General features: G+C 72.7%; 16 protein-coding genes. 7 read left to right on the forward strand and 9 right to left on the reverse strand.

The genetic code is table 11. The features are described 5' to 3' along the window. Positions 1–98 precede the first annotated feature (98 nt). A complete protein-coding gene (locus BM076_RS15115) occupies positions 99–1433 on the forward strand; it encodes a type III PLP-dependent enzyme domain-containing protein (RefSeq protein ID WP_093714295.1) in 1335 nt (444 codons plus the stop codon). On the opposite strand, the gene BM076_RS15120 is transcribed toward BM076_RS15115, so the two are convergent. From BM076_RS15120 to BM076_RS15135, 4 genes are all read right to left on the reverse strand, one after another. Further along, positions 1360–1986: a hypothetical protein gene (locus BM076_RS15120; protein WP_245796071.1), complete on the reverse strand. Its 627-nt coding sequence runs from the start codon at positions 1984–1986 to the stop codon at positions 1360–1362. The genes BM076_RS15115 and BM076_RS15120 overlap by 74 nt on opposite strands. A 131-nt stretch (positions 1987–2117) precedes the next feature. Then, the gene (locus tag BM076_RS15125) at positions 2118–2987 is read right to left on the reverse strand and encodes a MurR/RpiR family transcriptional regulator (RefSeq protein ID WP_407640657.1); all 870 of its coding nucleotides are present in this window, start codon (positions 2985–2987) and stop codon (positions 2118–2120) included. 96 nt (positions 2988–3083) lie between these two features. Further along, on the reverse strand, positions 3084–3638 hold the full coding sequence (locus BM076_RS15130) for a hypothetical protein (protein ID WP_143120571.1): 555 nt from the start codon (positions 3636–3638) through the stop codon (positions 3084–3086). A 23-nt stretch (positions 3639–3661) separates the two neighbouring features. Continuing rightward, positions 3662–4621 (reverse strand): NAD-dependent epimerase/dehydratase family protein, encoded by a 960-nt coding sequence (locus tag BM076_RS15135; protein ID WP_093714059.1) that lies wholly within the window; start codon positions 4619–4621, stop codon positions 3662–3664. Positions 4622–5013: 392 nt separating this feature from the next. On the opposite strand from BM076_RS15135, the gene BM076_RS15140 reads away from it, so the two are divergent. Continuing rightward, on the forward strand, positions 5014–5949 hold the full coding sequence (locus BM076_RS15140) for a LysR family transcriptional regulator (protein WP_093714060.1): 936 nt from the start codon (positions 5014–5016) through the stop codon (positions 5947–5949). Between the two features lie 123 nt (positions 5950–6072). Here BM076_RS15140 and BM076_RS15145 read toward each other — a convergent pair whose 3' ends face one another. Together BM076_RS15145 and BM076_RS15150 are read right to left on the reverse strand one after the other, a co-directional pair. Then, positions 6073–8244, reverse strand: a complete 2172-nt coding sequence (locus BM076_RS15145; RefSeq protein WP_093714061.1) for an MMPL family transporter — start codon at positions 8242–8244, stop codon at positions 6073–6075. 184 nt (positions 8245–8428) lie between these two features. After that, positions 8429–9769: an AMP-binding protein gene (locus tag BM076_RS15150; protein ID WP_093714062.1), complete on the reverse strand. Its 1341-nt coding sequence runs from the start codon at positions 9767–9769 to the stop codon at positions 8429–8431. 91 nt (positions 9770–9860) lie between these two features. On the opposite strand from BM076_RS15150, the gene BM076_RS15155 reads away from it, so the two are divergent. Further along, the gene (locus BM076_RS15155) at positions 9861–10289 is read left to right on the forward strand and encodes a hypothetical protein (RefSeq protein WP_093714063.1); all 429 of its coding nucleotides are present in this window, start codon (positions 9861–9863) and stop codon (positions 10287–10289) included. A 500-nt stretch (positions 10290–10789) separates the two neighbouring features. On the opposite strand, the gene BM076_RS15160 is transcribed toward BM076_RS15155, so the two are convergent. Further along, on the reverse strand, positions 10790–12178 hold the full coding sequence (locus BM076_RS15160) for a cystathionine beta-synthase (protein ID WP_093714064.1): 1389 nt from the start codon (positions 12176–12178) through the stop codon (positions 10790–10792). 189 nt (positions 12179–12367) lie between these two features. Between BM076_RS15160 and BM076_RS15165 the strand changes: the two genes are divergently transcribed. The 3 genes from BM076_RS15165 (at position 12368) to BM076_RS15175 (ending at position 15922) form a co-directional block, all read left to right on the forward strand. Beyond that, positions 12368–13417: an SGNH/GDSL hydrolase family protein gene (locus BM076_RS15165; RefSeq protein WP_093714065.1), complete on the forward strand. Its 1050-nt coding sequence runs from the start codon at positions 12368–12370 to the stop codon at positions 13415–13417. Between the two features lie 172 nt (positions 13418–13589). Then, entirely contained in the window at positions 13590–14819 is a 1230-nt protein-coding gene (locus BM076_RS15170) for an acetyl-CoA C-acetyltransferase (protein WP_093714066.1), read from the forward strand. 281 nt (positions 14820–15100) lie between these two features. After that, the gene (locus BM076_RS15175) at positions 15101–15922 is read left to right on the forward strand and encodes a hypothetical protein (protein ID WP_177246453.1); all 822 of its coding nucleotides are present in this window, start codon (positions 15101–15103) and stop codon (positions 15920–15922) included. Between the two features lie 52 nt (positions 15923–15974). On the opposite strand, the gene BM076_RS15180 is transcribed toward BM076_RS15175, so the two are convergent. After that, the gene (locus BM076_RS15180) at positions 15975–16298 is read right to left on the reverse strand and encodes a hypothetical protein (protein ID WP_093714067.1); all 324 of its coding nucleotides are present in this window, start codon (positions 16296–16298) and stop codon (positions 15975–15977) included. Positions 16299–16419: 121 nt separating this feature from the next. On the opposite strand from BM076_RS15180, the gene BM076_RS15185 reads away from it, so the two are divergent. Further along, on the forward strand, positions 16420–16653 hold the full coding sequence (locus BM076_RS15185) for a DUF4287 domain-containing protein (RefSeq protein ID WP_093714068.1): 234 nt from the start codon (positions 16420–16422) through the stop codon (positions 16651–16653). A 91-nt stretch (positions 16654–16744) separates the two neighbouring features. Here BM076_RS15185 and BM076_RS15190 read toward each other — a convergent pair whose 3' ends face one another. Continuing rightward, entirely contained in the window at positions 16745–17650 is a 906-nt protein-coding gene (locus tag BM076_RS15190; protein WP_093714069.1) for a Bax inhibitor-1/YccA family protein, read from the reverse strand. Between the last annotated feature and the right edge of the window lie 54 nt (positions 17651–17704).

Raw genomic sequence — 17704 nt, forward strand, 5'->3', positions numbered from 1 at the left:
GCTTGTGGGTGTGCCATTCACATCCTGACCAGCTGAATAGCTCTAGTCAACAAGGCCCGGTTGGCAACCGCGGCGGCCGAGGTGGTGGGATGGACGTCATGACGGATGAACTGGGAATACGGCGGGGGCACGCGCTGCGTGCCGCGGTGGAGCAGGGGCTGGTCGGTGAGGCGGAACCGGTCGTCGGTCTGCTGGACGTCACCGGCATCGAGCGGTCGGCGACGGCGCTGCACGCCGCCTTCGCCACGCCGGGCGTGGCGGTCACCCATACGTTCGCCGTCAAGGCCGCCTCCCTGGTCCCCGTGCTCGGGCTGCTCGGCGAGTGCGGGCTCGGCGCGGAGGTCGCCAGCCCCGGTGAGCTGGCGCTCGCCCGCGCCGCGGGCATCCCGGCCGAGCGGACCGTGCTGGACTCCCCCGCCAAGACCGTCGCCGAGCTGCGCGAGGCGCTGGCGCTGGGCATCGCCGTCAACGCCGACAATCCGCAGGAGCTGACCAGGATCGACGCGCTGGTCGCGGCCGCACCCGCGGGTTCGCCCGTCGCCCCGCCCGTCGGGCTGCGGGTCAATCCGCAGGTCGGCGGCGGCACGATCGGCGCGATGAGCACCGCGACCGCCACGTCCAAATTCGGCGTCGCGCTGCGCGACCCGGGCGCCGAGGAGTGGGTGCTGCGCGCGTACGCCGAGCGGCCCTGGCTCAACCGGCTGCACACCCACACCGGTTCGCAGGGCGTGCCGCTGGACCTGATGGCCGCCGGCGTACGGGCCGCGTACGACCTGGCCGAGCGGATCAACGCGGCGGCCGGGCGGCAGCAGGTCGACACCCTCGACATCGGCGGCGGCCTGCCCGTCAACTTCCGCTCCGACGACGTCACGCCGTCCTTCGCCGATTACGCGCGGGTGCTGCGCGCCGAGATCCCCGGGCTCTTCGACGGCCGCTACGGCATCGTCACGGAATTCGGCCGCTCGCTGCTGGCCAAGAACGGGACGGTGCTGGCCAGGGTCGAGTACGCCAAGTCCGCCGGCGGGCGGCCGATCGCGGTCACGCACGCGGGCGCGCAGGTGGCCACCCGTACCGTCTTCGTGCCCGAGGCGTGGCCGATCCGGGTGCTGGCGCTGGACGGCAAGGGCCGCGAGAAGGGCGGCGAGCCGGTGGTGCAGGACGTGGCGGGGCCGTGCTGCTTCGCCGGCGACCTGGTCGCGCAGGGGCGGGCGCTGCCGCTGCTGGACGAGGGGGATTACGTCGCGCTGCTGGACACCGGGGCGTACTACTTCTCGAACCACTTCGCGTACAACTCGCTGCCCCGTCCGGCCGTCCACGCCTACACCGCGGGCGCGGACGGCTCGGTGACCTTCGCGCCGGTCAGAACCGCCCAGAGCCAGGACGAGCTGGTCGCGGAGAGCGGCGGCGGGCTGCCGGCGCTGCGGCGGGGCTGACCGCTCCCGCCGGTCCCCTGCGGCGTCCGCCGCCGGGGGCCGCGTCGCCCGCGGCGATCCCGGTCAGCTGGTAGGCGGCCGGGTCGCCGTCCGGACGGATCCACAGCAGCGCGTCGCGCTGCCGCTCGATCCGGCCGATCCGCACGGACTTCGCCCACAGGCCGGCGCCGATGCCGCCGAGCAGCATGCCGCCGGCGCAGGGCAGCGCCCACGAAGAGGCCGCCGCCATCACGAAGGCCGCCAGCAGCCACCACCTGCGGCGGCGCAGCCACGCCGTGGCCGTCACCCGGCGGTCCTGCAGGAACACCGCTTTCGCGGCCCGCGTCGCCGCCCGCGCCCTTTCCCCGTACCGCCCGCCGCGCACCGCGTACGCGGCCACCGCCGCCACGATGAACAGCGCCGCCCCGGCCATCACGCCGATCCGGCGCCCCGTCACGCTGAACGTCACCGCCGTCCCCGGCACAGCCGCCACCACCCCGGCCCACCACAGCCACAGCGCGGCCGTCCGCACCGTCACCGCCACCCGCGCCAATGTGTACGCCCCACGCACCACGCCGCACTCCCTCCCGCTTCCACCGGCCTTCACCCGGCAGCACCCGACAAGTGGTGGGGAGGGTAGTCACCCTTTCTCAGATTTCCGTTAAGAAGGCCGGCCTCCGGCCGGGGGCGACACCACGGTGGGGGCTATTCCGCGAAGAGGGCGCGGGTGGTGGCCTGGGTGTCGAAGGCTTCCAGGCGGGACTGGGCGTCGGGGAGGGCGTCACAGATGGATTCGAGGAGGACGCGGCCGAGGAGCATGGGTGCGCAGGCGGTGTCGAAGGCGAGGCCGGTGCCGACGGCGGCCGGGAGGAGCAGGTCGGAGTGGGCGGCGACCGGGGCGAAGGCGCTGTCGGCGACGGTGACGACGGTCAGGCCGGCCTGCCGGGCGTACGCCAGGGTGTCGACGACCTCGCGCGGGTGGCGGGGCAGCGCGAAGCACAGCAGAGCGGTGGCGCCGGCCCGGACGGCGCCGTCGATGCGGTCGGCCAGCATCGAACCGCCCTCGTCGAGCAGCCGGACGTCGGGGTGCACCTTGGCGGCGAAGTACGCGAAGCCGCGGGCCTGGGCGCCGGCCGCGCGCAGCCCGAGCACCGGCAGCGGTCGGGAGCCGGCGAGCAGGGTGCCGGCCCGGGCGACCGGCTCCGGATCGGCCAGCAGCTCCGCCAGATGCCGCAAATTCTCGATCTCGGCGTGCACGGCCTGCTGGTACTCGTTGTACGCCGCCGCCTCCCGCTCGGCCGGCGCGGGCGCGACCTCCCGCAGATGACGGCGGAGCGCCGGATATCCGTCGAAGCCGAGCGCGACCGCGAACCGCGTCACCGACGGCTGGCTCACCCCCGCCAGCTCGGCCACCTCCACGCTCGACAAAAACGGCGCCTCCGCCGCCTTGCGCACCAGGCAGTGCGCGATCCGCCGCTGCGTCGGCGTCAGCCGGTGCGCCTCGAAAAGCTTCAGCAACCGCGCCGACGCCCCGCCCGCCGCGTCCCGCGCCGCCGCCGTATCGCTGCTCATCATGACCCCGTCCACCGGCTCTTATTCACCGGAACAAGACTCTGCATGACGATATGCAGTCCAGGCAAGGCCCGGCCCCACGAACGGGCTCCGGGCACGTCACCCGGAGCGCGGCGTCGTGTAGAAGGGCGCGGCTCGATGGGCCTCACGACCGACGGCGGCCAGCGACGGCTTCCATAGCACGACGCCATGACGCCGTTCCCAAGCCGCCATGCGCAGGACGGCCACCATCGTGAGTGTCTGGATCAGCGGGACCATCAGTCCGAGCCAGAGACAGTGGAACCCGGCCCCGCAGACCGCGAGCATCACGACGGCGAACAGCGCGTTGCGGATCCGTCCTCGGAACAAGGCCTTGCGCTGGTCGTCCGACAATCCGCCCTGCGGGCCCGGCACCGGAACGGCGCTCTCTTGTGCCCGAGCCACGCCCGCGCGCCCCGCCAGCAGGCCGATGCCCCAGAACAGTCCGGCTCCGCCGAGAAGCGCGAACTGGACCGGAGTGCTCATGCCCCCGTCCGTCGCGTTCACGGGAATGAGCAGCAGCACGGCTACCGCCACGGCCGCGCTTGCCACGGACGCGACTCCCTCACCCATAACGGACGCGACGTACGGCACCAACTGTCGTACGTCCACCGGCTGCGCCTCAGTCGACGTCATGCCGCCTCCCCCGACCACACTCATCAGCCGCCCCTCCCCGGACCCGCTCCCCTGGTGCTGGCGCTCACATTAATGCGGGGGCACAGTTCGGCGGCGAGGCCCTCGGCCGGGGAGGGGTGGCGGGGGTGCCAGTCGAGGAGGGTGCGGGCGCGGTGGTTGGTGGCGCCGCGGAGGCGGTCGAGGTGGGCGACAGGCCAGGCGCCGGAGGTGAGGCGGGTCAGGGCGGCGGAGGTGGGGCGGGGGGCGGGGGCGTCGAGCAGACCGGCCAGTTCGGGGAGCCAGCGGTGCACCGGGGTGGGGGTGTCGTCGACGATGTTGAGGATGCCGGTGAGGCGCGGCCGTGCCAGCGCGGCGGTCACCGCGCCGGCCACGTCCTGGACGTGGGTGAAGGAGAAGACGGCGCGGCCGCCGCCGACCAGCGGCACCTTTCCGGCCCGCACCCGGCGGGTGAAGGCGCCGTCCGCCGCGTACGCCGAGCCCGGCCCGTACAGATGGCCGAGGCGCAGCACCAGGCCGCCGGCCCGCAGGGTGCGGGCCTCGGACTCCGCCAGCGCGGCCAGCACCGGCCGGAGCCGGCGGGGCGCGCCCTCGTGCCACAGGGGCGCGTCCTCGTCGGCGGCGCCCGGCCCCGGCCGGTAGCCGTACGCCAGGCCCTGGCTGATGAATCGCGCCTCGGGCGCCGCGTCGATCAGATTCCGGGTGCCGTCGGTGCGCAGCACCTCCGGCCGCCCGGAGCCGGGCACCGACGGGGTCGCGGTGACCAGCTGCACCACCGCGTCCGGCGGCCCGCAAACCCGGACCGCCCGCAGCAGGCAGCGGCGTTCCAGCACGTCGGCGACGACCGGGTCCGCGCCGGCCGCGACCAGTGCGCCGGTGTCGCGGCCCGGCCGGACCAGCGCCAGCACCTCGTGCCCGGCGGCGACCAGCCGCGGCACCAGGGCCGCGCCGATGACGCCGGTGGATCCGGCGACGAGAACACGCATGGGTGACTCCTTCTCACGTCTCAGGGAGGGCGGCGCCGTTCACGGGCGGCGGCCGGGCACCGGCCGGCCCATCCGGCGGGTCGGTCCGCGCCGGCGCGGCGGGCAGCGTCTGCGGGCCGGTCCCGGCCGCCCGGGCCGGGGACGCCGGCGGGCCGGGCTCCGGGTGCTGCCGAGGACGACGGCGGCGGTCTTCGTGGTCATGCGGCGCCTGCTCTCTCAGGAAGGGCCGCCTCGCGGAACTCCGGTCCGGGCGGCCTTCGGTCTGGTGACCAGCCTGTTGGGGCCGCTGATCTGGAACAATGCCGATGTTCAACGCGATCGGTTAGCCCGGCTCACCGATCCGGTACGGGACCGGCGGCGCGTACCGGCCGCCGGGTGAGGGGGAAGCGGCAGTGGAGCGGCACGAGATAGAGACCTTCCTGGCGCTGTACGAAGAGCTGCACTTCGGCCGCACCGCCGACCGGCTGGGCCTGTCCGGCGGCCGGGTCTCACAGATCGTCAAGACGATCGAGCGCAGGATCGGCGCCGAGCTGTTCGTCCGCACCAGCCGCCGCGTGGAGCCCACGGAACTCGGCCGCGGCCTCTACCACGACCTGCACCCGCACCACCTCGCCATCCTGGAGGCGGTGGCCCGCGCCCGGCGCGCCGCCCGCGGCGACCGCCGTACCCTCACCCTCGGCTACCACGGCGCGTACATGGGCCGGATCGCGCACCGCGCCGCGACGCTGCTCGCCGACGCCCGCCCCGACCTCGACCTGCGGCTGACCGAGGTCCGGCTCGGCGATTTCGTGGAGCCGCTGCGTACGGGTCAGGCCGACGCCCTGCTGGCGCCGCTCCCGGTCGAGGAGCCCGACATCGCGGTCGGGCCGGTGGTGCGGCGCACCGCCACGTACGCGGCGCTGGCGGCGGGCGATCCGCTGGCCCGGCGCGAGACGCTGTCGCTGGAGGATCTGGCGGACCGCCGCTTCCCCGCGCCGCCCGGTTCGGTCCCCGCCTACCTCTGGGACCACCACCTGCCGCGGACGAGCCCGTCCGGCCGCCCGATCCCCCGCACCGGGTCGGGCTTCGCGACCTACGCGGAGATGCTGGCGATGGTCGCGGAGGGCACCGTCGTGACGGTCGGGGACAGTCAGCTGCCGGATTACTACGGGCGCCCCGACGTGGTCTACCGCCTCCTGACCGACGCGCCGCCGCTGACCCACGGTCTGGTGCACCGGCGCGGCACGGACGGTGAGGACCACCGCGCCCTGGCGCGGGCGGTCGTGGAGGCCGCCGCCCGGCTGGAGCTGGAGGACTCCGCCGACATGAAGGACGGGGTCCCGGCGTAGCCCACGCCTCCCCGAGCACACAAACCCGAGCACACGAAAGGGGCCGGGCAGGTGCGCGATGCGCCTGCCCGGCCCCCGTGTCGTACCGGGAACCCCCGCCGGAAATGCCGGGGGAAGGATTCCTCAGCGGCGTCCGGACTCGTCCAGCTCCCGCTCGGACGAGCCGGGACCGCCGGGGCCGCCCGGGCCGAGCGGCTTGGCGTGGCCGCGGTCCGCGTGGCCGGGCCACCAGGCGGCGTGCCCGATCAGCGCGGTGAGGCTGGGCGTGAAGAACATCGCCATGACGAAGGCCGCCACGATGATGCCGAAGGCGACCGTGAAGCCCATCTGGGTCAGGAAGTCGTTGCCCGAGAGCATCAGCGTGGCGAAGGTCGCCGCCAGGATGAAGCCGGCCGCGCCGATCGTCGGACCCGCGTGCTTGAGGGCTTCGCTGGCCGCCTCGCGCGGCTCGCGGCCCTCCTGGGCCTCTTCCCTGAGCCGGGCGATCATCAGGATGTTGTAGTCGGTGCCGATGGCGACGACGAACAGATACATGATGATCGGCAGCAGGAAGATCAGGCCGTCGCCGCGGCCGAAGATCCACACCGTGGTGCCGAGCGTCGCGCCGAAGCCGAGGCCGACGGACGCGATGAGGTACCAGGGCGCGACGACGCTGCGCAGCAGCAGGCCCAGGATGATCATGATGAGCACCGCGGCCACCGGGAAGACGGTGCGGTAGTCGTGGTTCACGGCCGCGTTGATGTCCTTGAAGACCGACGACGAACCGCCGACCAGGGCCTCGGTGCCGGGCGGCGCCGCGTCGTGCGCGACCGTACGGACGTCGCCGACCGTCTTGATCGCCTTGTCGCTGGCCGCCTCGTACTTCAGCGTGACGGTGAAGTCCGCGGTGGTGCCCGCCTTGTTGACGTCGTTCGCCTTGTCGAAGTCGACGCTGCCGACCCCGTCGACGCCGCGCAGCTTCGTCGCGAAGGCGTCGAAGTCGGCGGTCAGCGGCTTGCCGTCGGTGCTGTTGAGGTAGACGTCGGTCGGTTCGGCGGCGCCGGCCGAGTACGCCTTGGCCAGCGTGTTCTGGACGACCATGGACTCCTTGGTGTCCGGGATGGAGCCGGACGCCAGGTCGTAGGACGCCTTGTAGCCGAAGGTGCCGATCGCCAGCACCAGCATCACCAGGCCGGAGACGATCGCGACCAGCGCGGGCCTGCGGCCGACCGTACGGCCGACGGCCGCGTAACGGGTGCCGGGCGGCTCCTGGTTCCACTTCTTGCCGGGCCAGAACAGGGCGCGCGGCGGGATCAGCGAGCAGATCGCCGGGAAGAGGGTGAGTCCGGCGATCAGGGTGACCGCGACGAGGATGGCCAGCGCCGGGCCGAGCTGGGTCAGGAAGCCGAGGGTGGACAGCGCCAGCGCGCAGAAGGCGATGATGACCGCGCCGGCCGCCGAGGCGATCGCCTCGCCGACCCGGGTGACGCTGTTGATCATCGCTTCCTTGGGTTCGTCACCGGCTCGCAGGCGTTCTCGGTAACGGAACATCAGGAAGAGGAAGTAGTCGGTGCCGACACCCAGCACCACCACGATCAGCAGGGCCGAGATCGAGCTGTTCGCCTGGAGGCCGAAGATCTTGGTGGCGTCGGCGATCAGCGCGTTGGCGACGGTGAAGACCACGCCGATCAGCAGCACAAGGGGCAGCACCGCCACCAGGGGCGAGCGGAAGATGATCGACAGCGTGACGATGATGATCAGCAAGGATCCGAACAGCGCCACGGCGTCGGACGTCTTGCCCGCGTCCTGCTGGTCGAGATTCTGCGCGGCCTGGCCGCCGACCTGCACCTTCAGCTCTGTGCCCTTGGCGAGCGAGGTGGAGTCCTTGCGCAGCGCCTTGGCCGCGTCGGCCTGCTTGGGCTGACCGGTGCTCTTCTTGTCCATCTGGACCAGGGCGGTGTCGTACTTCCCGTCCTTGGACGGGGAGCCGTCGACGACCTTCTGGACCTGGTCGATCTTCTTCTTGCCCAGCTCGGAGGTGATCCGGCTGATGTCCGCCTTGTCCTGGGCGGTCAGCCTGCCGCCGTCATTGCGCTCGTACAGGACGATGGCGGCCGGGGTGAAGGCGGCGGGGAACGCCTTCTCCTGGAGGTCCATGGCCTTGATGGACTCGTAGCTGCTGGGCAGGAAGCTGCTCTCGTCGCTGTTGGACGGGAGCGAGGGAGCTGTGGCGACGATCGCGACGGCTGCGACCAGCCACGCCACGATCGTCCATACGGGATGGCGGACGACTGTGCGTCCGATGCGGTGGAACATGCGGTGCTGCCTCCATGGCAGGACGTATCACCGCCACCCTTTGGAGCGGGGCCCGGGTATCGGCGACCCGGGCGGCGTGCTGTCTACCTGCCGCCCGGTGGTGTGCAAGGGGGTGGACTTGTGGCCAGGAGCCTACGTGCCGTGCGGCATGCGGCAACTCGCGGCCCCCGTATCCGTACCGGTTTCATACGGGCGGCAGCAACTTCTTTTGGGGCTTGCCCATCGCATTGCGGGGCAGCTCGGACAGGAAGCGGACCGTGCGGGGCCGCTTGTGCACCGACAGGCGCGCGGCCACGAAATCGGTCAGTTCCGCGGCGGTGACACCGTCGGCGACGACATAGGCGACGATCTGCTGGCCGAGGTCGGTGTGCGGCGCTCCGACGACGGCGGCCTCCCGTACGGCCGGATGGTCCAGCAGGGCGTTCTCCACCTCGCCCGCGCCGATCCGGTAGCCGCCGGACTTGATCAGGTCGGTGGAGGCGCGGCCGACGATCCGGTGCGTGCCGTCGTCGTCGACCGCCGCGATGTCGCCGGTACGGAACCAGCCGTCGGCGGTGTACGAGGCCGCGGTCGCCTCGGGGCGGCCGAGGTAGCCGTCGAAGAGGGTGGGGCCGGTGAGCTGGAGTTCGCCGATGCCGTCGGCGGACTCCGCGATGCGGGTGCGGACGCCGGGCAGCGGGGTGCCGACGGCGCCGGGCCGCCGCTCCCCCGCGGCCCGCGCGCTCACGGTGATCAGCGTCTCCGTCATGCCGTAGCGCTCCACCGGCGCCTGGCCGGTCAGCGCCAGCAGGTCGCGGAAGACGGGGGCGGGCAGCGGCGCGCTGCCCGAGACCAGCAGCCGCGCCCCGGACAGGGCGCGGGCGGCTGCCTCGTCGCGCACCACCCGGTGCCAGACGGTCGGCACACCGAAGTAGAGGGTGCCGCCGGCCGCCGCGTACGCCCGCGGGGCGGGGCGTCCGGTGTGCACCAGGCGGCTGCCGGTGCGCAGCGCGCCGAGCACACCGAGGACCAGGCCGTGCACATGGAACAGCGGCAGGCCGTGCACGAGGGTGTCGTCGGCGGTCCACTCCCAGGCGGCGGCCAGCGCGTCCAGGTCGGCGGCGATCGCGGCCCGGGAGACCAGCACGCCCTTGGGCGGGCCGGTGGTGCCCGAGGTGTAGAGGACCAGGGCGGCGCCCTCGCCCGGCGCGGCGGTGAAGTCGGCGCGCTCGGCGAAGTCCACCGGCAGCAGTTCGGCGCCGGAGTCGCGCAGCACGTGCTCGCGCTCGGCGGGGCCCGCGTCGGGTGCGAGCGGCACCACGGGGACGCCGGCGAGCAGGCCGCCGACGACGGCCGCGACCGTCTCCAGGGACGCCGTCGCCTCCACCGCGAACGCCTTCGTCCCGGCCGCCCTCCTGGCCACCGCGCCGGCCGCGCCGAGCAGCTCCGCGTACGAGCAGGACCGGCCGTCGACGGTCAGCGCGTCCGCCCGGTCCCGGCCCTCGTGCAGCGCCGTCAGCAGGGGTGCGGCGGGCGGCTGGGGCATGGGGAATCCTCCTCGCGGACGGCTGGCCCCCCGCAAGAATCGGGGGCTAGCCCCAGTGTCGCCCACCCCCGCGCTCCGTACGGTGGTCCGTATGGACGCCCGGGACCCGGAAATCGACAAAGAACTCGCCGCCACCTTGCAGGCGCGCAAGACGCTCGGCGAGGAATACGAGTCGGAGCTGGTCGACTCGTTCATGGACAAGGTCAACGAACGCCTCGACAGCCGTGTCGAGCAGCGCGTACGGCGGGAGCTGGCGCAGCAGCAGACGTCGTACGCCCGCGCCGCCGACCCCCGCAGGCCGATCGGCCCGCCCCAGCCCAGCGCGCGCTTCGCCCGCTACGGCTTCGCCGGTTTCACGATGATCGCCGCCATCCCGCTCTCCGCCATCGGCGCGGTCAACGCGGGCACCCCGGGCCTCTTCATCACCTGGGCGGGCATCGTCGGCGTCAACGTCGCGCAGAGCCTGACGGGCTTCATGAGCCCGAAGTCGAAGCACGACGACAAGGACGACTGGGCCTAGCCGGCCGGGCACCCCCGGGAGAACCCGCACCGATCGCGGCGCCCCGCCGGGAGAACCCGCACCGAGAACGGCACGCCATCCCCCGGGTCGCGATCGAGCCAAAGGCGGCGCCCCTGTCGAAAGCGACGATGAGCAGGGAGCGAGGAACGAGCGACCGTCGAAGAGGACCGTCGACAGGGGATCTAAGCCGCCGGAGGCGAGAGAGCCCAAAAAAAATAGGCGGGAACCGCCGCACCCCCGGCGGTGAGGCCGGAGGGCGGGACGACGGCGGTTCCCGCGGGGGACGCGGGCCGGTTCAGGGCCGGGCACGCGCGTCCAGGGTCACCATGGATCCGGGAGCCGCTCCGGAAGCCTTGGTGCCACATCCTGTGGTGCCGTTCGGCCGGTGCCCCGGCCTTGCGACGTCCACCAATGTGCCGGACGCGTGTTAAGCGCGTGCTGCGCGGACGTGTCGCGGGTGTACCAGTTCCGCGAATCCCTCGGCGACGGGTGCCGAGGGGTCAGGCGCCGCCGTGCCCGGCGAGGAAGGCGAGCAGATCCTGCCTGCTCACGACGCCGGTGGGCTTGCCGTCGACCAGGACGATCGCCGCGTCGGCGCTCTCCAGCACCGTCATCAGAACGGCGACCGGCTCGCCGGAGCCGACCTGCGGCAGCGGCGCGGACAGGTGCTTGTCGAGCGGGTCCTCCAGGGTGGCGCGCTTGGTGAACAGCGCGTGCAGCAGGTCGCGTTCGACGACGGACCCGATCACCTCGGCGGCCATCACATCGGGGTGCCCGGCGCCGGGCTTGACGACGGGCATCTGCGAGACGCCGTACTCGCGCAGTACGTCGATGGCCTCGCCGACCGTCTCGTCCGGGTGCATGTGGACCAGCTGCGGCAGCCCGCCGTCCTTGTGGCCGAGGACGTCGGCGACGCGCGCCTGCCCGTCGCCCTCGTCGAGGAAGCCGTGCGAACTCATCCACTCGTCGCTGAAGATCTTCGACAGATAGCCGCGCCCGCTGTCGGGCAGCAGCACCACGACGACGTCGTCCGGGCCGAGCCGGCGGGCGACCTCCAGGGCCGCGACGACCGCCATGCCGCAGGAGCCGCCGACGAGCAGGCCCTCCTCCTTGGCCAGCCGCCGCGTCATCTGGAAGGAATCCTTGTCGGAGACGGCGACGATCTCGTCGGCGACGTCCCGGTCGTAGGCGTCCGGCCAGAAGTCCTCACCGACGCCCTCGACCAGATAGGGCCGCCCGGAGCCGCCGCTGTAGACCGAGCCCTCGGGGTCGGCGCCGACGACCTGGACGCGGCCTTCGCTGGCGTCCTTCAGATAGCGGCCGGTGCCGGAGATGGTACCGCCGGTGCCGACGCCGGCGACGAAGTGCGTGATCCGACCCTCGGTCTGCTCCCACAGCTCGGGCCCGGTGGAGTGGTAGTGCGACGCCGGGTTGTCGGGGTTGCTGTACTGGTCCGGCTTCCAGGCGTTGGGCGTCTCGCGCACCAGCCGGTCGGAGACGTTGTAGTACGAGTCGGGGTGGCTGGGGTCGACGGCGGTCGGGCAGACCACGACCTCGGCGCCGTACGCCCGCATCACGTTGATCTTGTCGGTGGAGACCTTGTCCGGGCAGACGAAGACGCAGTGGTAGCCCTTCTGCTGGGCGACGATCGCCAGGCCCACCCCGGTGTTGCCCGAGGTCGGCTCGACGATGGTGCCGCCGGGCTTGAGGTCGCCGCTGCGTTCCGCGGCCTCGATCATGCGCAGCGCGATGCGGTCCTTCACCGAACCGCCGGGGTTGAAGTACTCGACCTTGGCCAGGACGGTCGCCTGAATGCCCTCGGTCACGCTGTTGAGCCTCACCAGCGGGGTGTTGCCGACGAGACTGATCATCGAGTCGTGAAACTGCACCGTGTGTCTCCGGGTTCTCCGTAATAGGTGGGCTCAGCCTAGGGCCTGCGTCGCTTTCGGAAGGTACGGCGAACGGCGGACGAAACGTGGGCGACACGGACGGCGTTGACGTTGGTGGAGGTGCCGGACGGGGCACAGACCAGATACCGGGCGGTAGGCCGGTGGAGTCAGCGGGAGGAGACCGGCTCGATGTCGACAGCGAGGGTGGCACGGCGGATCGCGACGGCGGCGGCGTACGGCGGTGGCGGCATCAGTCTGCTGGGCGGCGCGGCCGTCGGGGTGCTGCTGACCGAGGCACGGCTGGCCAAGCGGATGGTCGGCGGCTCGGAGGCGGTGGCGCCGCGGGCGGACGGCCGGTACGGCTCCGCGTTCGCGCACCGCACCGGCGAGGCCCCGCTGCGGTTGGGCTTCCTGGGTGATTCCACCGCCGCGGGCCAGGGGGTGCGGCGGGCCAGGGAGACCCCGGGCGCGCTGCTCGCCTCGGGGCTCGCGGCGGTCGCCGAGCGCCCTGTGCAGCTGGTGAACGTGGCACTGCCCGGCGCCCAGTCCGACGATCTGGCCCGCCAGGTGACGCTGCTGCTGGAGCGGGGCGCGGTGCCGCCGGACGTCGTCGTGATCATGATCGGCGCCAATGACGTGACCCACCGGATGCCACTGGCCACCTCGGTGCGGCTGCTGTCGGACGCGGTACGGCGGCTGCGCGAGGCGGGCTGCGAGGTCGTCGTCGGCACCTGTCCCGACCTGGGCTCGGTCGAGCCGGTCTACCAGCCGCTGCGCTATCTGGCCCGCCGGGTGAGCCGCCAGCTGGCCGCCGCGCAGACCATCGCGGTGGTGGGCCTCGGCGGCCGTACGGTGTCGCTGGGCGCGCTGCTGGGGCCGGAGTTCGAGGCCCGGCCGCGCGAGCTGTTCGGCCCGGACAACTTCCACCCGTCGGCGGAGGGGTACGCGACCGCCGCGATGGCCGTGCTGCCGACGCTGTGCTCCACGCTCGGGCTGTGGCCGGAGACCGACGAGCGGCCGGACGCGCGCCGCGGCGAGGGCTTCCTGCCGGTCGCGCAGGCCGCCGCGGAGGCGGCGTCCGAGGGCGGCACCGAGGTGACGGCGGCGCAGGGCGCGGTCTCCGGGCCGCGCGGGCGCTGGGCGCTGATCAAGCGGCGCAGGCGGCGCGGGCTGCCGGAGGAGCAGGACCGGCACCCGGCACCGACGCAGGGGGTGGCGACCGGCGGCGGCGCCGGCTGAGGCACGGGTTACGGTGGACCGGAACGGGTAAGCAAGCGCTCAGAAAGAGGCCCGCATCACAGCGGATGTCTGATGACTCGCTGCGATACGTACAGGTAACTTCCCTGAGAGTCCGCAGAAGCCCGCAGCGAGAAGTCCCGAGAATCCCGCAGCCTCGACGAGGAGTGTCGCGATGCCCGAAGCCGTCATCGTCTCTGCCGCCCGTTCGCCCATCGGGCGCGCCTTCAAGGGGTCGCTCAAGGAGCTGCGGCCCGACGACCTGGCCGCCACGATCATCAGGACCGCCCTGGACAAGGTCCCGCAGCTCGACCCGCGCGACATCGACGACCTGATGCTGGGCTGCGGCCTGCCCGGCGGCGAGCAGGGCTTCAACCTGGGCCGGATCGTGGCCGTGCAGATGGGCATGGACCACCTGCCGGGCTGTACGGTCACCCGCTACTGCTCCTCGTCGCTGCAGACCACGCGGATGGCGCTGCACGCCATCAAGGCGGGCGAGGGCGACGTCTTCGTCTCGGCCGGCGTCGAGACGGTCTCCCGCTTCGTCAAGGGCAACTCCGACAGCCTGCCCGACACGATGAACCCGCTCTTCGACGACGCCCGGGCCCGTACGAAGCAGCGCGAGGAGCAGGGCAGCGCGGAGCTGGGCGACTGGCACGACCCGCGCGAGGACGGCCTGGTGCCCGACGCGTACATCGCGATGGGGCAGACCGCGGAGAATCTGGCCCAGCTCAAGGGGATCACCCGGCAGGACCAGGACGAGTTCGGTGTGCGGTCGCAGAATCTGGCCGAGGAAGCGCTGAAGAACGGCTTCTGGGAGCGGGAGATCACGCCCGTCACGCTGCCCGACGGCACCGTGGTGGCCAAGGACGACGGCCCGCGGGCCGGGGTGACGATGGAGGGCGTGCAGGGCCTCAAGCCCGTCTTCCGCCCCGACGGCACGGTCACCGCGGGCAACTGCTGCCCGCTCAACGACGGCGCCGCGGCCTTGGTGGTCATGTCCGACACCAAGGCGCGCGAGCTGGGCATCACCCCGCTGGCCCGGGTGGTCTCCACCGGTGTCTCGGGCCTGTCCCCCGAGATCATGGGCTACGGCCCGGTCGAGGCGTCGCGGCAGGCGCTGTCCCGGGCGGGCCTGTCGATCGGCGACATCGACCTGGTCGAGATCAACGAGGCGTTCGCCGCGCAGGTCATCCCGTCCTACCGCGACCTGGGCATCGACCTGGACCGGCTGAACGTCAACGGCGGCGCCATCGCCGTCGGCCACCCCTTCGGCATGACCGGCGCCCGCATCACCGGCACGCTGATCAACAGCCTCCAGTTCCACGACAAGCAGTTCGGCCTGGAGACGATGTGCGTGGGCGGCGGCCAGGGCATGGCGATGGTGATCGAGCGGCTGAGCTGAAATGCCTTCCTCGCCCTCCGTTACCACATGACTCCGTAACGCACAGTTGTGACGTAAGTCGCAATCAAATCGCCCCCAGGATGTGATTTTTCCTGGGGGCGATGCATTTGCGCAGGTCAGGGTGGTGACACCCGGATGGCCGAGGACCTCAGACCCGGGCAATTCGTGACGTTCCGCACTGCAAAGGCCAGGGGTTTACCGGCAGAGTGTTGGGAGGGGAAAGTTTCGCTCACCACTTTGGTGGGAATCGCTCGGGTCGCGTGTCAGTCGGGAGAACGTCAGTGAGTGCCAACTTCACCGTCCTGCTGGTCGCCGCGGGTATCGCCGTGGCCGCGGGTTCCGCCGCCCTGCTCTCCGCCCGTGGCATGCGCCGCGAGCTGTCCGCCCTGCGCCAGGACCTCGCCGGTCTCTGCGTCCCGGGACCGCGTGCCGACGCCGGCGACATCAGGGCCGCCGTCGCCGACGCGCTCGCCGACGAACGGGAACGCGAGCTGGCCGAGGCCCGGGCCTTCTGGGCCGAGCAGGAGGCGCGCGAGACCGCCTCCGACGGCTCCTTCTTCCGCGGCGGCCTCTACGGCAGCGGCGCCGAGGGCCCCGGCACGGCCGACTACGAGGTCCCGCCGGTGCTGCCCTACCTGCCCCGGCAGGCCGACTTCACCGGCCTGGACGCGGCCGGTTTCGAGGCCGCGGCCGCCGCGGGCTTCGAGGCGGGCCACGAGCCGGAGGCGTCCGAGGCGACGCTTCCCGCGCCCGGCACGATTCCGCACCCCTCGGGCCCGGACTTCGCGCCGTCCCCGGTCGTCGCCAACCAGGACCAGACCGCCGAGCGGCTCGCCGACCTCGCCGACGGCCGTATCCCGCTGTCCGACGTACGCCCCGGCCCGTTGGGCACCCTCGACGTGTACGTGTTCGCCGACGGCACCACGCTGTGCATGACCCCCGGCCACCGGGACACCGCCGTCCAGCTCTCCGAGGCCCTGGACCGCGGCGAGGTGCCCGTGCTGCGCGGCGGCTCGGCGATAGCGGGCGCGTACGCCCTCACCTTCGCGTACGGCGACGAGAGCGTGTACGTGCTCGCCGACCGGGTCGTCGCCTCGCTCTGACCCCCGCCGGCCCCAACGGCCGGGCGCCGTCGGCCCCAACGACCCGGCGCCGTCAGCCGATCGCCCGGGCCGCCGCCGCGACGCGTTGCAGCGCCTCGGCGAGCACCGGCGCCGTCCCCTCCGGGTCGGCCTCCAGCACCGCCGCCAAGTCGTTGCCCGCGACGGCCAGTTGATCACCGACGGTGAAGACACCGTCGTCCGGCAGCTCGTACGGCGCGCGCCCGGGGAATTCCAGCGCCTGCGCCCGGACCGCCAACCACCGTGCCAGCGCCAGCCCTTCGGCCGCGGCGCCCGCCTGGAGCCGGCGCTGCGGCAATGCGCGCAGCCGGCCCGCGAGGCGTTCGACGGAGGGGCGCAGAGGGGTGCGATCGGCCATACGGTGACCCTACCGGGGGGCGCACGCGCCGCCGTCGCACCCATATCCGCACGTACGGATGGTTGCCAACAGGGGACGGCTCGGGCACGGTGGGGTAACCGGACCACTACCGGAGGCGCCGATGTCCCAAACGCACTTCTCCGCCGAAACCCACCAGAATCTGATCGACCGCATCCCCCACTGCACAGGCCGCGAGGTCAGCGACTGGCTGCGCGATCTCGCCGACGGCCCCTCGTTCCTCCGCTTCGACGAAAAGGTGAGCTGGCTGCGCAGCGAGCACGCCCTCTCCTACGGGCACGCGAAGGCCCTCGTCCACGAGTACGACCTGCGGCGGGCCGCACGCAATCTGGGGTAGCCCGCCCCCGTTCATCCCCTCCACGTGACGCCGACGGGCCGCCGGGAAGCGAGGCTTCCGGGCGGCCCGTCGCACGGTCCGAGCGCCTGCGTCAGTCGCGCAGGATCGAGATCAGCCGCAGCAGCTCCAGGTAGATCCAGACCAGGGAGAGGGTGAGGCCGAAGGCGGCGAGCCACGACTCGTTGCGCGGGGCGCCGTAGCGGATGCCGTCCTCGACCTGCTTGAAGTCCAGGGAGAGGAAGAAGGCGCCGAGGCCGATGCCCAGCAGGCAGAAGACGATGCCGAGCGGTCCGGTGGTCAGGCCCAGACCGTCGCTGCTGCCGAAGGCGGCGAACAGCAGATTGACCACCATCGCGAGCAGGAAGCCGATGGCGATCGCCATGCCGATCCGGGCGTAGCGCGCGGTGACGCGGATCAGCCGGGTCTTGTACGCGAACAGCATGCCCGCGAAGACCGCCATGGTGCCGAGCACGGCCTGGACGGGCGCGCCCTGCCACTGCTCGTTGTAGGCGTTGCTGATGACGCCGAGGAAGATGCCCTCGAACGCCGCGTAGCCCAGGATCAGCGGCGGCGACGGGACACGCTTGAAGGACTGGATCATCGCCAGCACGAAGGCGACCAGCGCGGCGCCGACCGCCAGGCCGATCCGGTCCGGGATCGCGACCCAGCCGAGGACCGCGCCCACCACGACGGTGCCGAGCGTCATCCCGGTCCGTACGACGACGTCGTCCATCGTCATCCGGCCGGTCTGCGCCGGGCCCGCGGAGGGTCCGGCGTACATCTCCTCCATCTGCTCCGGCGTGAGGGGCGGGCCGGCCGCGTACGGGTTGCCGCCCTGCTGCGGCTGGCCGTACGGGTTCCCGGCCGGCTGCGCGTAAGGATTCCCGCCCTGCGGGCGGGCGCCCGCGGCGCCCTGCGCGCCCTGCGCGTCGAATCCGGCGTACGAGTCCCCGCGGGTGAAGCCCCGCCGGGAGAAGACCGGGTTGCTGCTCCTCATGTCACTCCTCCAAGACCGCGTTGCTGCGGCTGTGCATGCGTCAAGAGTAATGGC

It is taken from the genome of Actinacidiphila alni (assembly GCF_900112845.1).
Taxonomy (GTDB): domain Bacteria; phylum Actinomycetota; class Actinomycetes; order Streptomycetales; family Streptomycetaceae; genus Actinacidiphila; species Actinacidiphila alni.